We start from the raw sequence: 19,366 nt of genomic DNA on the forward strand, positions 1-19,366 counted from the left end.
ATTTTCGTTCTACTACGTAATAACCTGAAGTTCTTGACTTTACTACAAACAAAAACCCCTAACCTTTCGGTTAGGGGTTCTTTTATAATTTAAAGCTAGTTGGTTTAGTTAAATATATATCTAACTCCAAACTGTGCTTGCCATCTAGAAATTAAGCTACTATCAAAATTAAACGTTTCCGTAAGGTTTTGATCAAAAGTATAGGTTGGGTTGTTGTTCTCGTCTACAGACACACCTAATACTTGTTGGTTATTTGGTATCTGAACTACACCCCAATCTGAACTAATTAAGTTTCCTATGTTCAATACATCTAAACTCAATTGAATGGTATTTTTTTCCGCTATTTTAATGTCCTGTAGAATTTTTAAGTCCCACTTTCCCCTCCATGGAGCCAATGCCCCGTAACGCTCTGCGTATGTGCCACGGTTGTCGCTCAAATAGTCATCTTGTTGAATAAATGCCTCAAAAGCTTCTGCTTGCCCCGGACCACTAAAATTCATCTGGCTTACTTCTGAAGCTGTTGGTATATACAATAAGTCGTTTATTCCAGATCCATCTCCATTAATGTCGCCACCGTAGATGTAATTATATCTACCACCTTTAGCATATTCAAAGAAGGTTGAGATAGTTGTTCCTGTCTTAAATGCTTTAGAGATAACACCAATAAATCTGTGGGTATCCCCATACCTAGAGTAAGACAATACATCATCATTAACATTACCAGAAATTGCATTGGCAACAAAAGCATCGCTGGTGATTTCTGCTTCAATAGAATTTACATCTTTACTATTTAAATAACTATAAGAAACCATAGTATATAAACCGTTGGTAAAGTTTTTCTGGGCTTTTAGAGAAGCATTCCAAATACGACCTTTATCAGAATTAGAGAACACAAACGGGCCTGCACCCAAACCTTGATTATTAAGTTGGTTTTCTGAGGTATAAATAGGTCTATTATCTACCCCATTTAAAGTGGCAGTAGGGTTAGTTAGGCCCCAGTGCTGTACATGCGGACCATTAATATCTTTAGTATAAGATACGTCTGCAGTTAAGGTTAAACCGTTATCCAACGCTTTATCTATACCAATATTTGTTCTCCAAACTTGTGGAAATTGGTAATCTGGGTCTACCGCTTGCAAGAAGAACAAATCTGGGTTGGCGATTTGGTTACCTAACCATACAAAAGGAAAACGACCTGTAAAAATACCAGAACCTCCTCTTAATTGTAAAGACTGATCACCCTTAACATCATAATTAAATCCTAATCTAGGAGAAAGCAACCATTTATTGGTTGGCATTAAGGTATTGTCTATTGTTACCGTTTCTTGGGTATTTGGATTAAACCATGGATAATCTGGTACTACAAAACCTCTGTCTATAACATCTTGCGCTTTTTCTGCAGAATCAAAGAACAATGGCTTATCAAAACGGATACCATATGTTAACTTAAAGTTTTCTGTAGCATTCCATTCATCTTGCAAATAAAATGCCATTTGGCCTACGTTGGTCTCCGCCAATCCCCAACCCCCTGGCACGCCTTCTCCCAGGGCATTGCTAGAGTTGTTTCTTGCAATTGCAGCGTCAAAAGCTTCTTGGAAAAACGAAACCAGACTAGCTTCATTGGCAGGGTCTCTAAAATCTGCGATAGATCCTGTTGGAAAAAAGGTACCTTGAGCTCCATAAGCACCAAGATTAAAAGAGTTATCAAACTGAAATTTCTCAAAAGAAAAACCAACGGTAAAAGTATGGTCACCTTTAAAAAAGTTTAGATTGTTAGTTAGTTGAAATACCTTTTGATCTAACCTATTGTTTATAGAAAAAGGCTCATGACCAGCAATTATATAATTAGAACTACCACTTTCGTCTAACAAGGTTATAGCTGGTGCAGGAGTAGAAAGTGGATTTCTATAATCGTCAAAATGTGTATAACCTACCTGTAGCTTGTTAATAGCCTCATTAGATAAGGTAGAGTTTAATTCTACTTGTACAGAACGAATTTCATTGTTTATTTCATAACCAGCATTTTCAAACTGAAGGGTAGCTAAACTTGGACCTCTAAAGCCTAATGCCGTTGGATGTGCTGGTTTTTCTTTAGATGCATTTAAAAAGTTGTAGATTACCGCTAAACGGTTATTCTCATTTATATTCCAATCTAACTTAAATATACCTTTGGTAGACTCTTGGCCGTAATTAAACCCTTGGTACCTACCTGGATTGTAAAACTGCCCGTCTCCAATAGCAACTTGGCGCAAAATGTTATCTACCAAAGCAAAATCAGAAGCTAACACCCGTGATTCATTTATGGCTCCCGTGCCGGTGTTAGGTACAAATCCTGAGCCTAAATCCGTTCTATCGTCTTTCTCAATATTTACAAAGAAGAACAACTTATTCTTTACTATAGGCCCTCCAATACTTACACCATATTGGGTTTGGCTCAAATCTGCCTTAAATACATCGTCTCCTTTTATCTTACCACCAGTCATATCTTCATTCCTGTAGAATCCATAAACTGAGGCATATAATTCATTGGTACCACTTTTGGTTACTGCGTTTACAGAAGCACCTGTAAAACCAGATTGGGTAACATCGTATGGAGCAGTAGTAACCTGTATTTGATCTATAGCATCTATAGAAATAGGGTTTGACCCTGTTTGGCCGCCTGGCTGGGCTGCATCTAAACCAAAAGGATTATTAAAAATTGCACCATCCAAAGAAAAGTTATTGAACTGATCGTTACGGCCACCAAATGAACCATTGCTGGCTGTTGGCTCTAATCTGGTAAAATCGTTAGTTGACCTAGAAATAGTTGGTAAACGCTGTAATTCTCTTCTACCAACATTGGTTTCTGAACCAGTACGGTCACTACCAAATGTACCAGATTGATCGGACACTACGACCACCTCTTCTAATTGTTGGCTATCTTCTGCCAGTTGTACGTCTAGATTAAACGTTTTACCTAAAGAAAGGAATACATCGTTTCTAGATTGAGATTTAAAACCAATGTAAGAAATTGTTACTTCGTAAGGCCCTCCTACACGTAAATTCAATAAATTGAATCTACCCTCCTCATTGGTAATGGCACCATAAGTGGTACCTGTTGGCGTATGTACTGCAATTACATTGGCACCCAATAATGGTGCGTCTAAATCATCAGTAACAGTACCCCTGATGTTAGATGTGGTTACTTGGGCAAATGCAGACACTATGGTAAGCATACAAACTAGGCCCGCTAGTAAAACTTTTTTCATCTTGTTTTTGTTAAATAAAGTTTAATTTTTTGCGAATATAGTGCAAAAAAAAAGAGCTATGCACGCATAGCTCTTCTAACTTATTAACTTTAAGATGTTGATTTATTTTGCTTCTGCAACTACCTCAAAAGGAAAATCAACCACCACTTCTCTGTGTAATCTTATTACCGCGTTATAAGGACCGGTTCTTTTAACAGCACCACCTTGGATATTGATGAATTTTTTATCAATACTATGTCCTTGTTTAGACAACGCTTCTGCTAAGTCTATATTAGTAACAGATCCAAACAATTTGTCTCCTGCACCAACTTTAGCAGCTATCTTCACTTCTAGCTCTTTAAGGCTATCTGCTACTTTTTGTGCTTCGTCTATAACCTTTTTCTCTTTATGCGCTCTTTGTCTTAGATTTTCTTCTAAAACTTTGATAGCAGAAGGGGTAGCTAGAGTTGCCATTCCCTGTGGGATCAAAAAGTTTCTACCGTAACCTGGCTTAACAGTTACCACATCATCCTTGAAGCCTAAATCTTGTACGTCTTGTTTTAATATCAATTCCATGCTTCAAATTTTTATTTTAACATATCGCCTACATATGGCATCAATGCCAAATGACGTGCTCTCTTTACTGCCTGAGCCACTTTTCTTTGGTATTTTAAAGAAGTACCGGTAAGTCTTCTAGGTAATAATTTACCTTGTTCGTTTACCAACTTCATTAAAAAATCAGCATCTTTATAATCTATATACTTGATACCTGATTTTTTGAAACGACAGTATTTTTTTTGCTTACTGGTCTCAATATTCAACGGAGTCAAATACCTGATTTCTCCGTCTTTCTTTGATTTTGCTTGTTGTTCTATTGATGACATGATCTTAAGCGCTTGTTTTTAGTTTTGTTCTTCTTTTCTCTGCCCAAGCAATTGCATGCTTGTCTAACCTTACGGTTAAGAAACGCATAACGCGCTCGTCTCTTCTAAACTCCAACTCAAAAGGCTCAATAGCTTCTCCTGGTGCAGTAAACTCGAACAAATGGTAAAAACCACTTTTCTTGTGTTGAATTGGGTAAGCCAATTTCTTAAGGCCCCAATTTTCTTTAGCGACCATTTTGGCCCCATTTTTGATTAAGAAATCTTCAAATTTCTTAACTGTTTCCTCTATCTGTGTTTCAGACAGAACGGGATTCAAAATGAAAACAGTTTCGTAATGATTCATAAATATATTTTTAAGGAGCGCAAAAGTAATCATTCTTAATCCTTTACACAAGAAAAAAAGAAAAACATCGTTTTACCATTAAATAAGTTATCAACAATAAAAAACCAATATTAAACCTACATCGTGCTTAATACGAATTACACAACAGAATATGCCATGTTTACATCTTTTGTTGCACTTTATCGAGTGGATATTGTAATTTGCCGATGATTTAAACCCCACAAATCACTCCATTTATGAAACTTAGATGTATAATCGTAGATGACTCCTCCATGCAGCGGATGGCCGTAGCCAAGTTGGTCAACAACCATCCCCACCTAGCATTGGTAGCAGAGTACAGCAACGCAATCGAAGCCAAGAACGGCTTAAAAAATCATGAGGTAGACCTTATTTTCCTTGATGTAGAAATGCCTATTATCAGCGGATTTGACCTATTAGAAGCTTTGGAAAACCCACCTCAGGTAATTTTAATAACCGGCAAGCCAGATTATGCGCTTAAAGCGTTTGATTATGATGTTACCGATTATTTGCACAAACCTATTACACTTGCACGTTTTGAAGCTTCTGTTAAAAGAGCTGTTACCAAATACGAGCAACTAAACCGTACGGAAGAAGATGAAGAGCACATCTTTGTGAAAAGTAATCTTAAAAAACGTAAGGTTATTTTAAATGACATAAAATGGATTGAAGCATTGGGCGACTATATTAAATTGGTTACCGATGAAGCCAATATTGTAATTTTATCTACGATGAAATCTTTTGAAAAGCAATTACCGGCTGATAAATTCTTAAGAATTCATAAATCCTACATCGTGAATTTGGAGAAGATTGAAAAGTTCAACAGTAAAAATGTTGAAGTGGGGGGAAGACAAATTCCATTAAGTAGAAACAAAAAAACTGAACTAGCGGAAGCATTAGCTAACGTGTAAGCCTTAAATGTGGTCTACATTGTAAACCACTTTAACGCTTCTATACCTACTAATAGCATCAAAAGATTGTTGTATTCTTTTGATGCTTTTTTTTGTGGCATGCACAGAACCTTTCTTCGGGAATTTTACAATAATATTTTTTAAATATTCATTACGTATCCTGGCTACCGCAGGATACTCTGGCCCCAAAACCTGACCTCTAATACTATTTCTTAAAGAAGCGGCAAACCATTCTGCCGCTTCGTTTAATTTATTATAATCCCTATCTTTTAAAGTAATCTTTACTATGCGTATTGCTGGCGGGTAATTAAACTGTTCTCTTTCATACACCTGTTCCGCAAACATTTTTTCGTAATCATATGTAGATACTTGCTGCAATATTTGATGGTACGGATTATAGGTCTGTATAAGCACGTTACCTCTTTTATGTGTACGCCCTGCCCTACCGGCAACTTGTACCATTAATTGAAAACTTTTTTCATGAGCCCTATAATCAGGAAAATTTAAAAGGGTATCTGCATTCATAATACCTACCAAACCAACATTCCTAAAATCCAAACCTTTGGTTATCATTTGCGTACCCACCAGAATATCAATTTCCTTATTCTCAAAAGCAGCAATTAATTTAGCATATCCGTGCTTACCCCTAGTGGTATCCAAATCCATCCGGGCGGTATTATGGCTTGGAAAAATAGCTTTTAATTCTTGTTCTATTTGTTCGGTTCCAAAACCCTTGGTATCTAATGTTGTATTTCCGCATGCCTCACATGTTTTGGGTTGCAACACATGGTAACCACAATAATGACAACGCATTTGCCCCCTGCGTTGATGATAGGTAAGGCTTACATCGCAATTTGGGCATTGCATAGCATGCCCACAGGTAGTACATTCTACAATTGGAGCAAACCCCCTCCTGTTTTGAAAAAGAATAATTTGTTCTTTTTCTTCCAATGCCTCCGTCATTGCCTTAATTAAGCGCTCAGAAAAATGACCATTCATCCTTTTTTTACGGGTAGCCTCTTTTATATCTACCAATTCTATAGTTGGCATAAAAACATTGCCAAACCTACGCTCTATTTTTGCTAGACCGTACTTACCTTTAATTGCATTGAAATAACTTTCTAAGCTAGGTGTTGCGCTACCCAATAAGCAATCTGCTTTATGCAATTGGGCCAAAACAATACCCGCATCTCTTGCGTGGTAACGTGGTGCGGGATCAAATTGCTTAAAAGAAGTTTCGTGTTCCTCATCTATAACTAATAGACCAAGATTAGAAAAAGGCAAGTATAATGCGGAACGTGCTCCTATAACTACTTGGGCTGAATCTTTTTGGTTAAGTACGTTATTCCAAACCTCTACCCTTTCATTACTATTGTATTTTGAATGGTAAACTGCAACTTTATTACCAAAGTATTTTTTTAACCGATTTATTAATTGTGTAGTAAGTGCTATTTCTGGCAATAGATACAATACTTGTTGCCCTTTTGCTATAGCAGTTGCTATTAGTTTTAAGTAAACCTCTGTTTTTCCCGAAGCGGTAACCCCGTACAGCAAACTAATCTTATGCTCATTAAAAGTATCGATTATGGTATTGAGGGCATTTTGCTGTAAATCGTTTAAGGTAACCGCGGCTATATCTTTCTCCTTATCACCAAAAGACACACGGTCTTCTTCTACATGATAAAAATCGAAAATACCTTTATCTACAAGCGCACGTATAACCGCCTTGGAAACATTACCCTCTTTTTCTAGTTGACTTTCTTTTATAGGTTTCTTTGTTTCACTAAATAGCTGAAAATAACTAAGAATTGCTTTACTCTGCTTTGGCGCACGGGATAATTGAGTTAATACGGCTTCTAATTTCTCTTCTGCCTCGTAAGCCGCATTGAGTTTTACATATTTACTGGTTTTGGGTGAGTATTTTTCTCTGATTTCTTCCTTTAAGGAAACTATATCTTTGGCAACCAACCGTTGTATTACCGGTAAAACGGTCTTCTTGCCCAAAATAGCTATCAAATCCTTGATCTGTAAAGAAGATTGATTGGATAATGCCTCTACCACCAAAAACTCATCATCATCTAATAGGGTATCTTCCAAGTTTTCTATTTGTTTAGGAAGAATAAGGGTTTCACTTTCTAACAATAGCCCACTTGGCAAACCACTGCGTACCACCTCACCTAATGTACACATGTAATAAGACGAAATCCACTGCCAATGTTCAAGTTGTTGTTGGGTTACAACAGGAGCTTCATCTAGAATAGCTTCAATCTCTTTTGCCTCATAAGCGGTTGGTTTGTTATTGTGTACTGAATAAGCCAACGCAGTATAGATTTTAGCTTTACCAAAGGGTACGGCAACGCGCATTCCTTTTTTCAGAAATTTAGCTTCTTCTTCCGTAATACTATAGGTAAACAAGCGCTCTACCGGTATTGGCAGAATCACATCCAAGAAAAATTGCATCGTACTTTTTTAATCTTCTACACGCTCCCAGGTCTGTGTTCTATGCAAAAACGCTAGATAACCCCTAACTTTTAACTTAGACTCATCGTCTGGGTCTAACCAAATCTTACCTCTAAAAGTCATACCCTGTTCTGGGTCAAACAATCGCTTACCCTTATAAACCCCATCGTCATCTGCCTCAAAATGGGTTATAATTTCCATTCCCAAGATAGGTTTGTCCTTTAAATCGCCATCACATTTTTCGCACAGCGCACCTTGCTTATCTTTCTGCAACACTTTTACAATCTTGCCGTATAGGGCATCACCCTTTTTATATAATTGTATAATAGCTTTAGAATCACCATTGCGGTCATCTATTGTTTTCCATTTACCAACAATCTGCCCCTGTGTTAAAAACGGCAATACAATTAAAATGATTATTAGTCCTATATTTTTAAACATTTTCTTTGGCTCTATTAACATTTTTTCTAAGTGAGTTAAGTGTTGCATTTAGCTCAAACCCCAACAATAATATATTGGCATTTAGCCATATAAAAACCATGAGGATTAATAAGCCTCCTAAAGCACCATACAACTCATTATAGCGTGCAAACTTTTCTACATAAAACCCAAATAGGTAGGAGGTTAAGATAAACAAAATAGTAGTGACCAAGGCCCCAACAGAAAAAAAACGGGCATGTCTGCCTTCTACCGTTCCAAAATAGTACAATATAGCTGTAAACAAATACGTAAGAATCAAGAAGAAAAATATCTTACCAATTTGTACACCCAACGCGTCACCAGCTTCTACATTGTACCCAAATCTTCTGCCAAAATATTCCGTAGTATATTCTATGATGTAAAATTCAAAATAGACAAAAGCTACAGCCCCTATAATCAATAATATGGACAAAATTATGCCAACCATTAGGGCATATGCATATTGCCTAAAAAAGTTTCGGGTTAATTCTACATGATACGAATTTTCAAATCCACTGAAAATACTGTTAACGCCGTTAGCCACCAAGAAAATACTTAATAGAAAGGCAGAAGAAAGTAATCCGCCTCTTTTTTGGTCTTTTATCTGTTGGTATATCTCACTAAAATAATCGCCCGTAGCGGTTGGCAAAAAAGATTCTAGAAACAATAAAAATTGCGTATCAAAATTCTCATTTCCTACACTTACGTAAGGTATTAAGAATGGCACCAGGGTAACCAAAAAAATAAGTAGCGGAAATAGCGCCATAAACAAACTAAAGGCAATGGAACCCGCCCTGCTACTTAATGCACCTTTTACTACCCCTACAATGTAAATTTCTGCTAAGTCATAGATAGAAAGTCCTTCAAAACCAGGCAACCTAATTTGCTTTAAGGCTTTAACACCCCAATTTACTATGGGGATTTTTTCTAACTGTTCTTCTATTTCTTTAGACATTTAAACAGCCTTTAAGCTCAAATCCATATTGTAAACAGAATGGGTTAGTGCGCCAGAAGAAATGTAATTAACACCACATTCTGCATAATTTCTTATAGTGTCCTCATTAATACCTCCAGAAGATTCCGTTAGACATGTATCTCCAATTAGCGCAACCGCTTTTCTGGTATCTGCATAATTAAAATTATCCAAGAGAATTCTATAAACACCAGGTGTTTTTAAAATAGTTTGCACTTCTTCTAAATCCCTAGCTTCTACTATAATTTTAAGGTTTCTATTTGTTTGCTCCAAGTAAGCCTTGGTTTTTTCAATGGCTTGGGTAATGCCACCGGCAAAATCTATATGATTGTCTTTTAGCATAACCATGTCATATAAAGCAAATCTATGATTTTCGCCTCCACCAATTTTAACCGCCCATTTCTCTAATGCCCTTATACCTGGAGTAGTTTTTCTGGTATCTAATATTTTTGTCTTGGTACCTTTTAAAAGATCTACAAAAAAGGCTGTTTTTGTAGCAATGGCACTCATACGCTGCATGGCATTTAAAACCAAGCGCTCTGCTTTTAAAATATTTTGCGAACTACCGCTTACGTAAAAAGCAATATCGCCATACTTTACCTGCGCACCATCTTCTAATAAGGTTTCAACTTCTAAGTTTGGGTCTACATAATTAAACACCATCTTTGCAAATGCCACACCGGCCAAGACACCTTTGTCTTTTACCAATAACTTGGCTTTTCCGGTTGCCGTATCTGGTATACAGGCCAACGAGCTGTGGTCTCCATCTCCTACATCCTCTCTAATAGCATTACTTATTATATAATCTAACTCTTTTTTAAATTGTTCTTCAGAAATCATGCAAAGGCTTTTGGCTAATTTAATAAAAATGGCAACCAAAAAAAGCGCTCAACTACAAATGGTACTTTTGTAATTAATTATCTTGTGAAGATGAAAATACAAGTAGTTGCCATAGGTAAAACAGATAAGAAAGAATTAAACACCCTTATTGAACACTACACCAATAGGTTAACACATTATGTTCCTTTTGATTTAATCATTATTCCCGACATTAAAAATGTTAAGAACCTTTCTGAAATGGAACAAAAAAAGAAAGAGGGCGAATTAATCTTGGCCAAACTACAACCTGCGGACCATCTTTGTCTTTTAGATGAAAATGGTAAACAATTTTCTTCGGTAGGTTTTTCAGAAATACTTCAAAAACGAATGAATAGCGGTATTAAAAATCTAATTTTTGTTATTGGAGGACCCTACGGCTTTAGTGATGCACTCTATGCACGTGCCAATAGTAAGATTAGTTTATCCAAAATGACCTTCTCTCACCAAATGGTGCGCCTTTTTACTATTGAACAAATTTATCGAGCATTTACGATTCTACGGAACGAGCCTTATCACCATCGCTAATTTTGTTAGCACTTTTTAATAAGGTCTTTATTTTAGAGGCAATAGAAGTGTCTGTATTTTTTGGTTTTTCCGTGGCAAAAGCTGCGGTCATATTCTCAGAAACCTTATTTAATTCTTCTAGCTCCTCACCAATAAAATGCATGATTTCTTGGCGACGTTCTACGTTCTTTTCTACTTTTAACACAAACTTTAAATCGTTGATATTGCGCATATGCGAACTAAAAGCATGGGTATGATGCCAGGCTAGTTTGGTTAGTTTCTGTTTGTGGTCCGCAAGCTTTGAAATAATTGGATTTACCACAAAAAATATTTCAAAAAGCAAGATTAAAATAGAAAAGATAGCCAATTCTAACTCCAATATTTTTAAGGATTGAAATTCCTGTTCTGACTGAATTTGAAATTGCATGGTAATTTCGTCCATGATTTGAACAAAACGATTAACCCGAAACGTAACGTCTGCTTCTGTTAATCTTGAAATACCTTCCCTATTAAAAAATTTAGATTTTAGCCATATAAAGTTTGGATGCAACCGCTCAAAGTTCGCCTCTATTTCTGAATTATCAAGTTGAGAAATATTCAAATTAGGACTTCCATCTTGCAGTAACTTAATGGAAGATTCTATCTTATTGAGCAAATACGTAATTTCACCATAATTGCACTTATTTAAACGACAAGTATAGTATTCTGCCAATAATTTTTGCCCTAACATTCTTTGTTTACCAGAAAGGTTTACCACCTTGGCTCTACCTTGTTCTTTTTTAAAAGCGTACTGCGTTATGGATTGATTTACCACGGTAATCACTAGTATTGTTATTACTAATAGATAGTACGCTCTAAAACTTTGGTTCCAAGGTTTTTTCATAAAAAAAAGCTTAATCATAAGATATTTCTTACAAATTAAGCTTTGAAAATTAGTTGTAAAGAATATTTGTTGCGAACCGTTAAAAAGTAGCCACCAATATTAAATTACTAGTGGTGGAACAATTTTTAATACAACACCCTAAATTTTAGGGTATGGTTAATTGCCTTAAGTTCTTGGATTACTTCCTTGTTATAGTCTTTATCTAAATCCGTAATAACATAACCAACATCTGGATCAGTTGATAAGTATTGCCCAGAAATATTCATTTCATATTTGGCCAAAATTTCATTGATTTTTGCCATTACACCAGGAACATTTTTATGGGTATGTAAAAAACGATGTGAATTTTGCTGTTTTGGCAATCTTATGTTTGGAAAATTAACCGCATCTACAGTAGTACCAGAATTAATATACTCCATTATTTTATTGGGTACAAACTCTGCGATGTCTTTTTGGGCCTCTTCTGTACTTCCACCAATATGTGGGGTTAAAATCACATTTTCTAAACCGGCCAATTCTGTAAAGAACTCACCATTACTTCTTGGCTCCTCTGGATAAACATCTACTGCCGCACCACCTATTTTACCACTTTTTAGTGCCGCCGCCAAAGCAGAAATATCTACTACAAATCCCCTAGAAAGGTTAATAAGCATGGCACCATCCCTCATTTGGCTAATTTCTTTTTCGCCAATAAAGTTTTCGTTGTCCTTATTGTCATCTATATGCAAAGTAACCACATCTGATAGTCCCAAAAGTTCTTCAAGTGAGTTGCATTTTACCGCATTACCCAAAGCCAATTGGTCAGAAACATCATAGTAATACACATGCATTCCTATTGCCTCTGCAAGTACGGAGAGTTGCTTACCAATATTACCATAACCAACAATACCTAAGTTTTTACCCCTAACCTCTTGAGAGTTCAAGGCTGTTTTAAACCATTTACCTTGGTGTATTTCTGTACTTCTAGCAAAAATACTTCGTTTAAGCATTATTATTTGCCCTATAGCCAATTCTACCACAGAACGTGTGTTGCTATACGGTGCATTAAATACTACAACACCTTTCTTCTTAGCCGCATCCAAGTCTATTTGCGTGGTACCAATACAAAAAGCGCCCACTACCATTAAACGATCTGCTGCATCCAACACTTTCTGGGTAACCTGGGTTTTAGAACGTATACCCAAAACATGCACGCCCTTAATGCGCTCTATCAACTCTTCTTCTGGTAAAGCGTTTTTGATTAACTCTACAGAGAATCCTTCTTCTGATAAACGTTCTAACGCATCTGAATGTACGTTCTCTAATAATAATATTTTAATCCTGTTCTTTGGGTAAGAAACTTTTCTTGGTAAATCGTTCACAAATAAAAATTCGTTTAGGTTAGGTGTTACGTAATCGGCATTACTCGCCGCTTTTTCTCTATGTACATTTTCCGTATAGGCGAAAAATTTATCCGCTATGCCAGCTTCTCGCATTACATAGTCACTATATCCATCTCCTATTACCTGTACTTCGCCCTCTAAATTTAAATCTTTAAGGCATTGTATTTTTCCATTGTGGGAAGACAAAACATTGTCTTCATCAAAGCCAATAATATTACCATCCGCATCAAACTTAAAGGTATTTGCATACACACGTTCAGATGGAATATTTAGATCAGCCACTATAGGGTCTATAAATTCTTTAAATCCACAAGAAATAACATAAATATCCTCTGAATGATCATGAAAAAATGAGATGTTCTCCTCAATAGATTTAGACAACTTTTTTCTTAGCGCTGCAATTAAAGGTGCTAAATCTGCCTTATTGGCCTTTAACAATTTTATACGGCGCTCTAACGACTCTGTAAACGAAATATCACCATCTATTCCTAAATTGGTAATATTTTGAATTTCTTCCAAAACCGCTTCCTTATCAGAACGGTCTTTAAGGGTCATTTCTGCCAAGACATCCAATGCCTCTACCCTAGTTAGGGTGCTATCAAAATCAAATACGTATTTTCTTCCTGTTGCTATCATGATAGGTTGTCAAAATAGAACTGTAAAATTATAGATTTTAAATGGCCAACCTACCTAAAAACGGATAAATCGAAGATTCTTATCTACTTATTAACAATTTGATTGTAAAATGTGCTTTGCATTACGTATAAATTAGCACGAAAGCGTTTTCTCTCAATTAAATCTGTAATTAAAACCACCTTCTTACCGCTTTTAGGTACAACTTGTATTCTTGTCCAAATTTTTCTCCTAAAACGGCTTCTTCTGGAACTATTTGTGTTTTGTTCATTACCATTACAAAAGCTGCCGCCAACAAAGTATTAAAAGCATTACCTAAAAATAGACCTAGTGCCAACAACAAAAGTAACATGGCTAAATACATAGGATTTCTAGAAAAACCATAAATACCATTGGTAACTAAATGTGTAGTTTTATTTGGATTTAAGGGGTCTACAGTGGTATTGTTTATCTTGAATAAGATTAAGGACCAAAATGTTATTACAACGGCCAACCCAGATAGAAAATACATGAGGATTGTCCTACCAGTAAATTCAAACTGGCCAAAAGGCAAATACCTTGCCAACATGTACATGGCCAAAGCAAAAAAACTGAATACTAAAATAGGTACAACTTTGAACTTCATTAGGTGGTATTGGTTATTTTTATGCTCCTAAATTACAACTATGCAATTGGTTTTTGCCACACACAATAAAAATAAATTTAAGGAAGTAGCGGCCCTAATGCCCAATTCTATTGATTTGTTGTCTTTAGATATGATAGGGTGTTTTGAGGATATAAAAGAAACCGGGACCACACTTGAAGAAAACGCCAAGCTAAAATCAGATTATATTTTTAGAAAGTATAAATTTCCTTGTTTTGCAGATGACACCGGACTTTTGGTACCCGCATTAGATAGTGAGCCCGGTGTGTTTTCTGCCCGCTATGCCGGCCCACAAAAAAATGCAGAAGACAATATGGCCAAATTGCTAAAAAATCTTGATGGCGTGGAAAATCGTTCTGCATATTTTAAAACCATAATTTCCTTACAATTACCCATTAAGCATCATTTTTTTGAAGGGAGAGTAAACGGTGTTATCAACAAGGAAAAAAGTGGAAATCAAGGTTTTGGTTATGACCCAATTTTTAGGCCAGATGGCCATTCCAAAACTTTTGCAGAGTTGCCCCTTAGCGTAAAAAATGAAATAGGACACCGAGGCAAAGCCATACAACAACTTATATCTTTTTTGCAACAATTATAGCTTTTTGCATTAAATGCTTGCATGTTAAAATTTAAGCGTACCTTTGCCGCTTAATTTACGCCGATGGCCCTTAAAAATATAGGGCAAGGGTGTTGCAAAGGGCTTATTTGGTTATAGGTAAAACGCTCAAGCAACACACGTATTTGCGATTACTTATAACATATTTATGTCTAAATTTGAAAATTTAGGACTTAATGAGTCCTTATTGTCTGCTATTACAGACATGGGTTTTGAAACCCCTTCTGAAGTACAAGAAAAAGCCATCCCAATTTTATTGGAAGACGAGACCGACTTGGTTGCCCTTGCGCAAACAGGAACTGGTAAGACTGCTGCATTTGGCTTTCCGCTTATTCAAAAAATTGATGTTGCCAGCAGAACCACACAGGCACTTATCCTATCACCAACAAGGGAACTTTGTTTACAAATAGCAAAAGAAATGGAAGCCTATTCCAAATATGAAAAAGGGCTAAACATAGTTGCTATTTATGGTGGTGCAAGCATTACCGATCAAGCAAGACAAATAAAGAGAGGTGCACAGATTGTTGTGGCTACCCCTGGAAGAATGAAAGATATGATCGGCCGTGGTATGGTAGACATTACCAAAATAGATTATTGTGTTTTGGATGAAGCCGATGAGATGTTGAACATGGGCTTCTATGAAGATATCAAAGACATCCTATCTAACACACCTAAAGAGAAATCTACTTGGTTGTTTTCTGCAACCATGCCAAAAGAAGTAGCCACCATTGCCAAAAAATTTATGCACCAACCCAAAGAAATTACGGTTGGTTCTAAAAACAGTGGGGCAAATACCGTACAGCACGAGTATTATGTGGTTGGCGGTAGAGACCGTTATGCCGCATTAAAACGATTGGCAGATGCTAATCCAGGAATCTTTTCTGTAATCTTTTGTAGAACCAAAAGAGATACGCAGAAAATTGCTGAAAAACTTATTGAAGATGGTTATAATGCCGGTGCGCTTCATGGCGATTTAAGTCAGAACCAACGAGATTTGGCCATGAACGCGTTTCGTAAGAAACAAATTCAAATGTTGGTTGCAACAGATGTTGCTGCTCGTGGTATAGACGTAGATGATGTAACCCACGTAATTAACTACCAATTACCAGACGAAATTGAAACCTACACACATAGAAGTGGACGTACAGGTAGAGCTGGTAAAAGTGGTATTTCAATGGTTATAATAACACGTAGTGAGATTAGAAAAATACGTGCCATTGAAAAGAAAATCCAAACAAAATTCTTGGAAAAGAATATCCCTTCCGGAATGGAAATTTGCGAAATTCAATTATACCACTTGGCAAACAGTATTAAAGAAACTAAAATCAATTCTGAAATAGAATCTTATTTACCAGCTATTAATGATGTTTTAGAAGGCATAGACCGTGAGGAGCTTATTAAAAAGATTGTTTCTGTAGAATTTACACGTTTCTTCAACTATTACAATAAAACCAAAGACATTAATGCTGGTGGTGGATCAGAAAGATCGTCAAACACAGAGCAAGGAGAAATCCCAAGTGATGGGTCTGTACGTTTCTTCATCAATATAGGAGAGCGTGATGGTTACGATTGGATGTCCTTAAAAGATTTCTTAAGAGATAACCTAAGTTTAGATAGGGAAGATTTATTTAAGGTAGACACCAAAGACACCTTCTCTTTCTTTAATACAGATGCAAAAGTTGCACCTTTAGTATTAGAAACGTTTAAAGACTTTAAACTAGAAGGCAGGTTCGTTAATGTAGAAATCTCTAAAAATCCTGGCCGTGGCGGTGGTGGTAAAAGAAAAAGAGACCGTAACCGCGGCGGTGGTGGCGGTGGTGGCCGTCGCAAGGGTGGAAATTCCAAAGATGGTTTTAGAGGCTCTAGAGGCGGCTCTAAAAACAAAAAAGGCAAAAAAAACAAAGGCTTCTTTTAGTTAAGTACTTCCTAAAGTTAGGAATTACCTCATTTATTTTTGTTGTTTTGTACTTTTAGTATAGAATTTATTATTGATGAAAAATTTTCTTTGGGTTACGCTTTTCTTATTAGGTGGTAGTATTTTGGCACAAGATGCAGAAGAGAATTTACCCGTAGAGAACCTAAAGGCAAATGTGGTAAATGCGCAATCAGACATGCCACTAGAAAGCGTACACGTCATCAATCTAAATAAAGTTATTGGTACCATTACGGATGCAGAAGGTGAATTTAACATCAATGCATCCGTTAATGATACGTTATACTTTACCTTTCTTGGTTTTAAACCCCAAAAAATTAGGGTCACCAATGACATGTTCAAATTTGGAGGCACCAAAATTGCACTTACAGAATTGGCCTATGCATTAGAAGAAGTTGTGGTTAGGCCTTATGAACTGACTGGCTATCTAGAAATTGACGTTAAGAACCTACCTGTAAATTCTGCCTACCAATATAGTATCTCTGGTTTAAACAAAAGCTATGAAGCTGGTAATAAGAACCCCGGTGCCGTTACCAAGGTGTTAGGCGCTATAATGAACCCAGCAGACTTACTCCGTAATTTGTTTGGCAAAAAACCACAACAGATGCGCAAATTGCGTCAAATGAAAGAAGATGATAATATCCGCGATTTATTGGCTTCTAAATTTGATCGCGAAACCCTTACACAATTATTGCAATTGACTAAAATGGATATTGAAGACATCCTTAGTAACTGTAACTACTCTACTTCTTTTATTCAAACCGCGAACGATTTGCAAATACTTGACGCAATTAGTGGTTGCTATGAAGAATACAAAGTTTTAAATAGGCGTTAGGTTTTCAACTTATAACTTGACACCCCTAGTCCATTAATTTTTTTTTTAATCTGAAAGGCATTTTATAGCTTAGCCAAAATCCTCAACTATGAGAAAACTGCTTTTGGCTATTACAACTGGGGCACTTTGCTTTGTCAACTGTAAAAAAGTCGATTCTAAACTAGCTAACCAACCCCAAACCGATACTATTGTGGAAGAAGAGATAAAACATCCGCCATTTGCTTGGGAAGGGGCCAATATCTATTTTTTGCTTACCGATCGTTTTAAAAACGGTAACCCAGAAAACGACATTACATTTAATCGTAAAGATAGCACCGCTGTTTTAAGAGGGTTTAAGGGAGGTGATCTTAATGGAATTGTGCAGAAAATTGAGGAGGGTTATTTTAATGATTTGGGAGTTAACGCCATATGGTTTACCCCAATTGTAGAACAAATTCACGGCAGTACGGATGAAGGTACGGGGCCAACATATGCTTTTCACGGGTATTGGACCAAGGATTGGACTGCTATTGACCCAAACTTTGGCACCAAACAAGACTTACATAGGCTGGTAAAAAGTGCTCATAAAAAGGGAATCCGTGTTATTCTAGATGTAGTAATGAACCATACGGGCCCGGTGACGGAATTGGACCCAGTTTGGCCAGAAGAATGGGTTAGAACAAGTCCTAAATGTGATTTTAGTACCTATGAAGGCACAACTGCCTGCACCTTAGTGGCTAATTTACCAGACATTTTAACTGAATCTGATGAAGCGGTAGAACTACCGGATGCCCTTTTATCTAAATGGAAGCAAGAAGGTAGGTTAAGCCAAGAATTAGATGAATTGAATCGTTTTTTTGAACGCACTGGTTACCCAAGGGCGCCACGATTTTATATTATAAAATGGTTAACGGATTATATACACGAATTTGGGGTAGATGGCTTTAGGGTAGATACGGTAAAACATGTAAACGAAAATGCCTGGGCAGAATTAGAAAAAGAAGCACAACACGCCTTTGAGCTATGGAAAAAGAAACACCCAGAAGAAGTAATGGACCAACTGCCCTTTTATATGGTTGGAGAAGTGTACAACTATGGCATATCTGCTGGTAGAAAATATGATTTTGGCGATAAACAAGTAGATTATTTTAATCACGGTTTTAAAGCATTGATAAACTTTGAATTAAAGTATGATGCCGAAAGAGACTATGAATCGGTTTTTAGAAAATATAGCTACTTGTTAAACACCAAATTTGCCGGTAAGAGCATCTTAAATTATTTAAGTAGCCATGATGATGGGCAACCATTTGATCCTGACCGAAAAAAACCTTACAAAACGGCAAACATGCTATTGCTAACGCCCGGTGCATCTCAAATTTATTATGGAGATGAAACCATGAGACCGCTAAAAGTAGAAGGAGCTATTGGTGATGCCAATCTACGTTCCACCATGAATTGGTCAGATTTAGATAGTGTAGATACCATAAAGAAGATACACCAACATTGGCAAAAATTGGGGCAATTTAGGAGAAACCATATGGCGGTAGGTGCTGGTAAACACAGTAGGTTATCCAAATACCCATATGTATTCTCTAGAAGTTATGTTCAAGATGATATACGGGACAAGGTGGTCATTGGATTGGATTTACCAGAAGGCAAGAAAGATTTAAATGTAAAAGGCTTCTTTGGTGATGGTACAACCCTTTGGGATGCCTATTCTGAAACTGAAGTTTTAGTGAAGAAAGGCAAAGTAACTTTAGACAACCCTTATTCAACTGCCTTGTTAGAAGTAAAAGAATAAAAC

At 36.5% G+C, this 19,366-nt stretch carries 17 protein-coding genes; 6 read left to right on the top strand and 11 right to left on the bottom strand.

All coding sequences use genetic code 11. The features are described 5' to 3' along the window. Positions 1–104: 104 nt before the first annotated feature. The 4 genes from BUL40_RS06245 to rpsF form a co-directional block, all read right to left on the bottom strand. The gene (locus BUL40_RS06245) at positions 105–3,248 is read right to left on the bottom strand and encodes a TonB-dependent receptor (protein WP_080318517.1); all 3,144 of its coding nucleotides are present in this window, start codon (positions 3,246–3,248) and stop codon (positions 105–107) included. A 102-nt stretch (positions 3,249–3,350) separates the two neighbouring features. Further along, positions 3,351–3,803, bottom strand: a complete 453-nt coding sequence (rplI, locus tag BUL40_RS06250) for a 50S ribosomal protein L9 (protein WP_010517959.1) — start codon at positions 3,801–3,803, stop codon at positions 3,351–3,353. An 11-nt stretch (positions 3,804–3,814) separates the two neighbouring features. Next, positions 3,815–4,114 (bottom strand): 30S ribosomal protein S18, encoded by a 300-nt coding sequence (gene rpsR / locus BUL40_RS06255; protein WP_176465457.1) that lies wholly within the window; start codon positions 4,112–4,114, stop codon positions 3,815–3,817. Position 4,115: 1 nt separating this feature from the next. After that, a complete protein-coding gene (gene rpsF / locus BUL40_RS06260; protein ID WP_010517957.1) occupies positions 4,116–4,454 on the bottom strand; it encodes a 30S ribosomal protein S6 in 339 nt (112 codons plus the stop codon). Between the two features lie 236 nt (positions 4,455–4,690). On the opposite strand from rpsF, the gene BUL40_RS06265 reads away from it, so the two are divergent. Next, positions 4,691–5,383: a LytR/AlgR family response regulator transcription factor gene (locus BUL40_RS06265; protein WP_010517956.1), complete on the top strand. Its 693-nt coding sequence runs from the start codon at positions 4,691–4,693 to the stop codon at positions 5,381–5,383. A gap of 3 nt (positions 5,384–5,386) precedes the next feature. Here the strand turns inward: BUL40_RS06265 and priA are convergent, their stop codons facing one another. Genes priA through nadC form a run of 4 tightly spaced genes read right to left on the bottom strand, consistent with a single transcriptional unit; the run spans position 5,387 to position 10,115 of the window. Then, complete coding sequence (priA, locus tag BUL40_RS06270) at positions 5,387–7,843, bottom strand: replication restart helicase PriA (protein WP_080318518.1); 2,457 nt, start codon at positions 7,841–7,843, stop codon at positions 5,387–5,389. A gap of 9 nt (positions 7,844–7,852) precedes the next feature. Next, complete coding sequence (locus BUL40_RS06275; RefSeq protein WP_244901831.1) at positions 7,853–8,284, bottom strand: DUF2147 domain-containing protein; 432 nt, start codon at positions 8,282–8,284, stop codon at positions 7,853–7,855. Next, entirely contained in the window at positions 8,277–9,257 is a 981-nt protein-coding gene (locus BUL40_RS06280) for a YihY/virulence factor BrkB family protein (protein WP_080318520.1), read from the bottom strand. The genes BUL40_RS06275 and BUL40_RS06280 overlap by 8 nt, the downstream gene beginning before the upstream one ends. Next, positions 9,258–10,115, bottom strand: coding sequence for a carboxylating nicotinate-nucleotide diphosphorylase (nadC, locus tag BUL40_RS06285; RefSeq protein ID WP_080318632.1), 858 nt, complete (start codon positions 10,113–10,115; stop codon positions 9,258–9,260). A 90-nt stretch (positions 10,116–10,205) separates the two neighbouring features. Here nadC and rlmH point away from each other — a divergent pair, with 90 nt between their 5' ends. Further along, positions 10,206–10,679: a 23S rRNA (pseudouridine(1915)-N(3))-methyltransferase RlmH gene (rlmH, locus tag BUL40_RS06290; protein ID WP_080318521.1), complete on the top strand. Its 474-nt coding sequence runs from the start codon at positions 10,206–10,208 to the stop codon at positions 10,677–10,679. Here the strand turns inward: rlmH and BUL40_RS06295 are convergent. The 3 genes from BUL40_RS06295 to BUL40_RS06305 form a co-directional block, all read right to left on the bottom strand. After that, on the bottom strand, positions 10,642–11,541 hold the full coding sequence (locus tag BUL40_RS06295; RefSeq protein ID WP_176465453.1) for a type IV pili methyl-accepting chemotaxis transducer N-terminal domain-containing protein: 900 nt from the start codon (positions 11,539–11,541) through the stop codon (positions 10,642–10,644). The two genes, rlmH and BUL40_RS06295, sit on opposite strands and share 38 nt — an antisense overlap. Before the next feature lie 125 nt (positions 11,542–11,666). After that, positions 11,667–13,559, bottom strand: a complete 1,893-nt coding sequence (gene serA / locus BUL40_RS06300) for a phosphoglycerate dehydrogenase (protein WP_010517912.1) — start codon at positions 13,557–13,559, stop codon at positions 11,667–11,669. A gap of 169 nt (positions 13,560–13,728) precedes the next feature. After that, positions 13,729–14,181 carry a methyltransferase family protein gene (locus tag BUL40_RS06305; protein ID WP_080318523.1) on the bottom strand — a complete coding sequence of 151 codons (453 nt, stop codon included), beginning with the start codon at positions 14,179–14,181 and terminating at the stop codon, positions 13,729–13,731. A gap of 40 nt (positions 14,182–14,221) precedes the next feature. On the opposite strand from BUL40_RS06305, the gene BUL40_RS06310 reads away from it, so the two are divergent. From BUL40_RS06310 to BUL40_RS06325, 4 genes are all read left to right on the top strand, one after another. Next, positions 14,222–14,797, top strand: coding sequence for a non-canonical purine NTP diphosphatase (locus tag BUL40_RS06310; protein WP_080318524.1), 576 nt, complete (start codon positions 14,222–14,224; stop codon positions 14,795–14,797). 166 nt (positions 14,798–14,963) lie between these two features. After that, positions 14,964–16,730, top strand: a complete 1,767-nt coding sequence (locus BUL40_RS06315; protein WP_080318525.1) for a DEAD/DEAH box helicase — start codon at positions 14,964–14,966, stop codon at positions 16,728–16,730. 76 nt (positions 16,731–16,806) lie between these two features. Continuing rightward, positions 16,807–17,583, top strand: coding sequence for a carboxypeptidase-like regulatory domain-containing protein (locus BUL40_RS06320; protein ID WP_010517916.1), 777 nt, complete (start codon positions 16,807–16,809; stop codon positions 17,581–17,583). A gap of 88 nt (positions 17,584–17,671) precedes the next feature. After that, positions 17,672–19,363, top strand: coding sequence for an alpha-amylase family glycosyl hydrolase (locus tag BUL40_RS06325; RefSeq protein WP_080318526.1), 1,692 nt, complete (start codon positions 17,672–17,674; stop codon positions 19,361–19,363). The last annotated feature ends 3 nt before the right edge of the window (positions 19,364–19,366 follow it).

This window comes from Croceivirga radicis, from assembly GCF_002072105.2.
GTDB lineage: Bacteria > Bacteroidota > Bacteroidia > Flavobacteriales > Flavobacteriaceae > Croceivirga > Croceivirga radicis.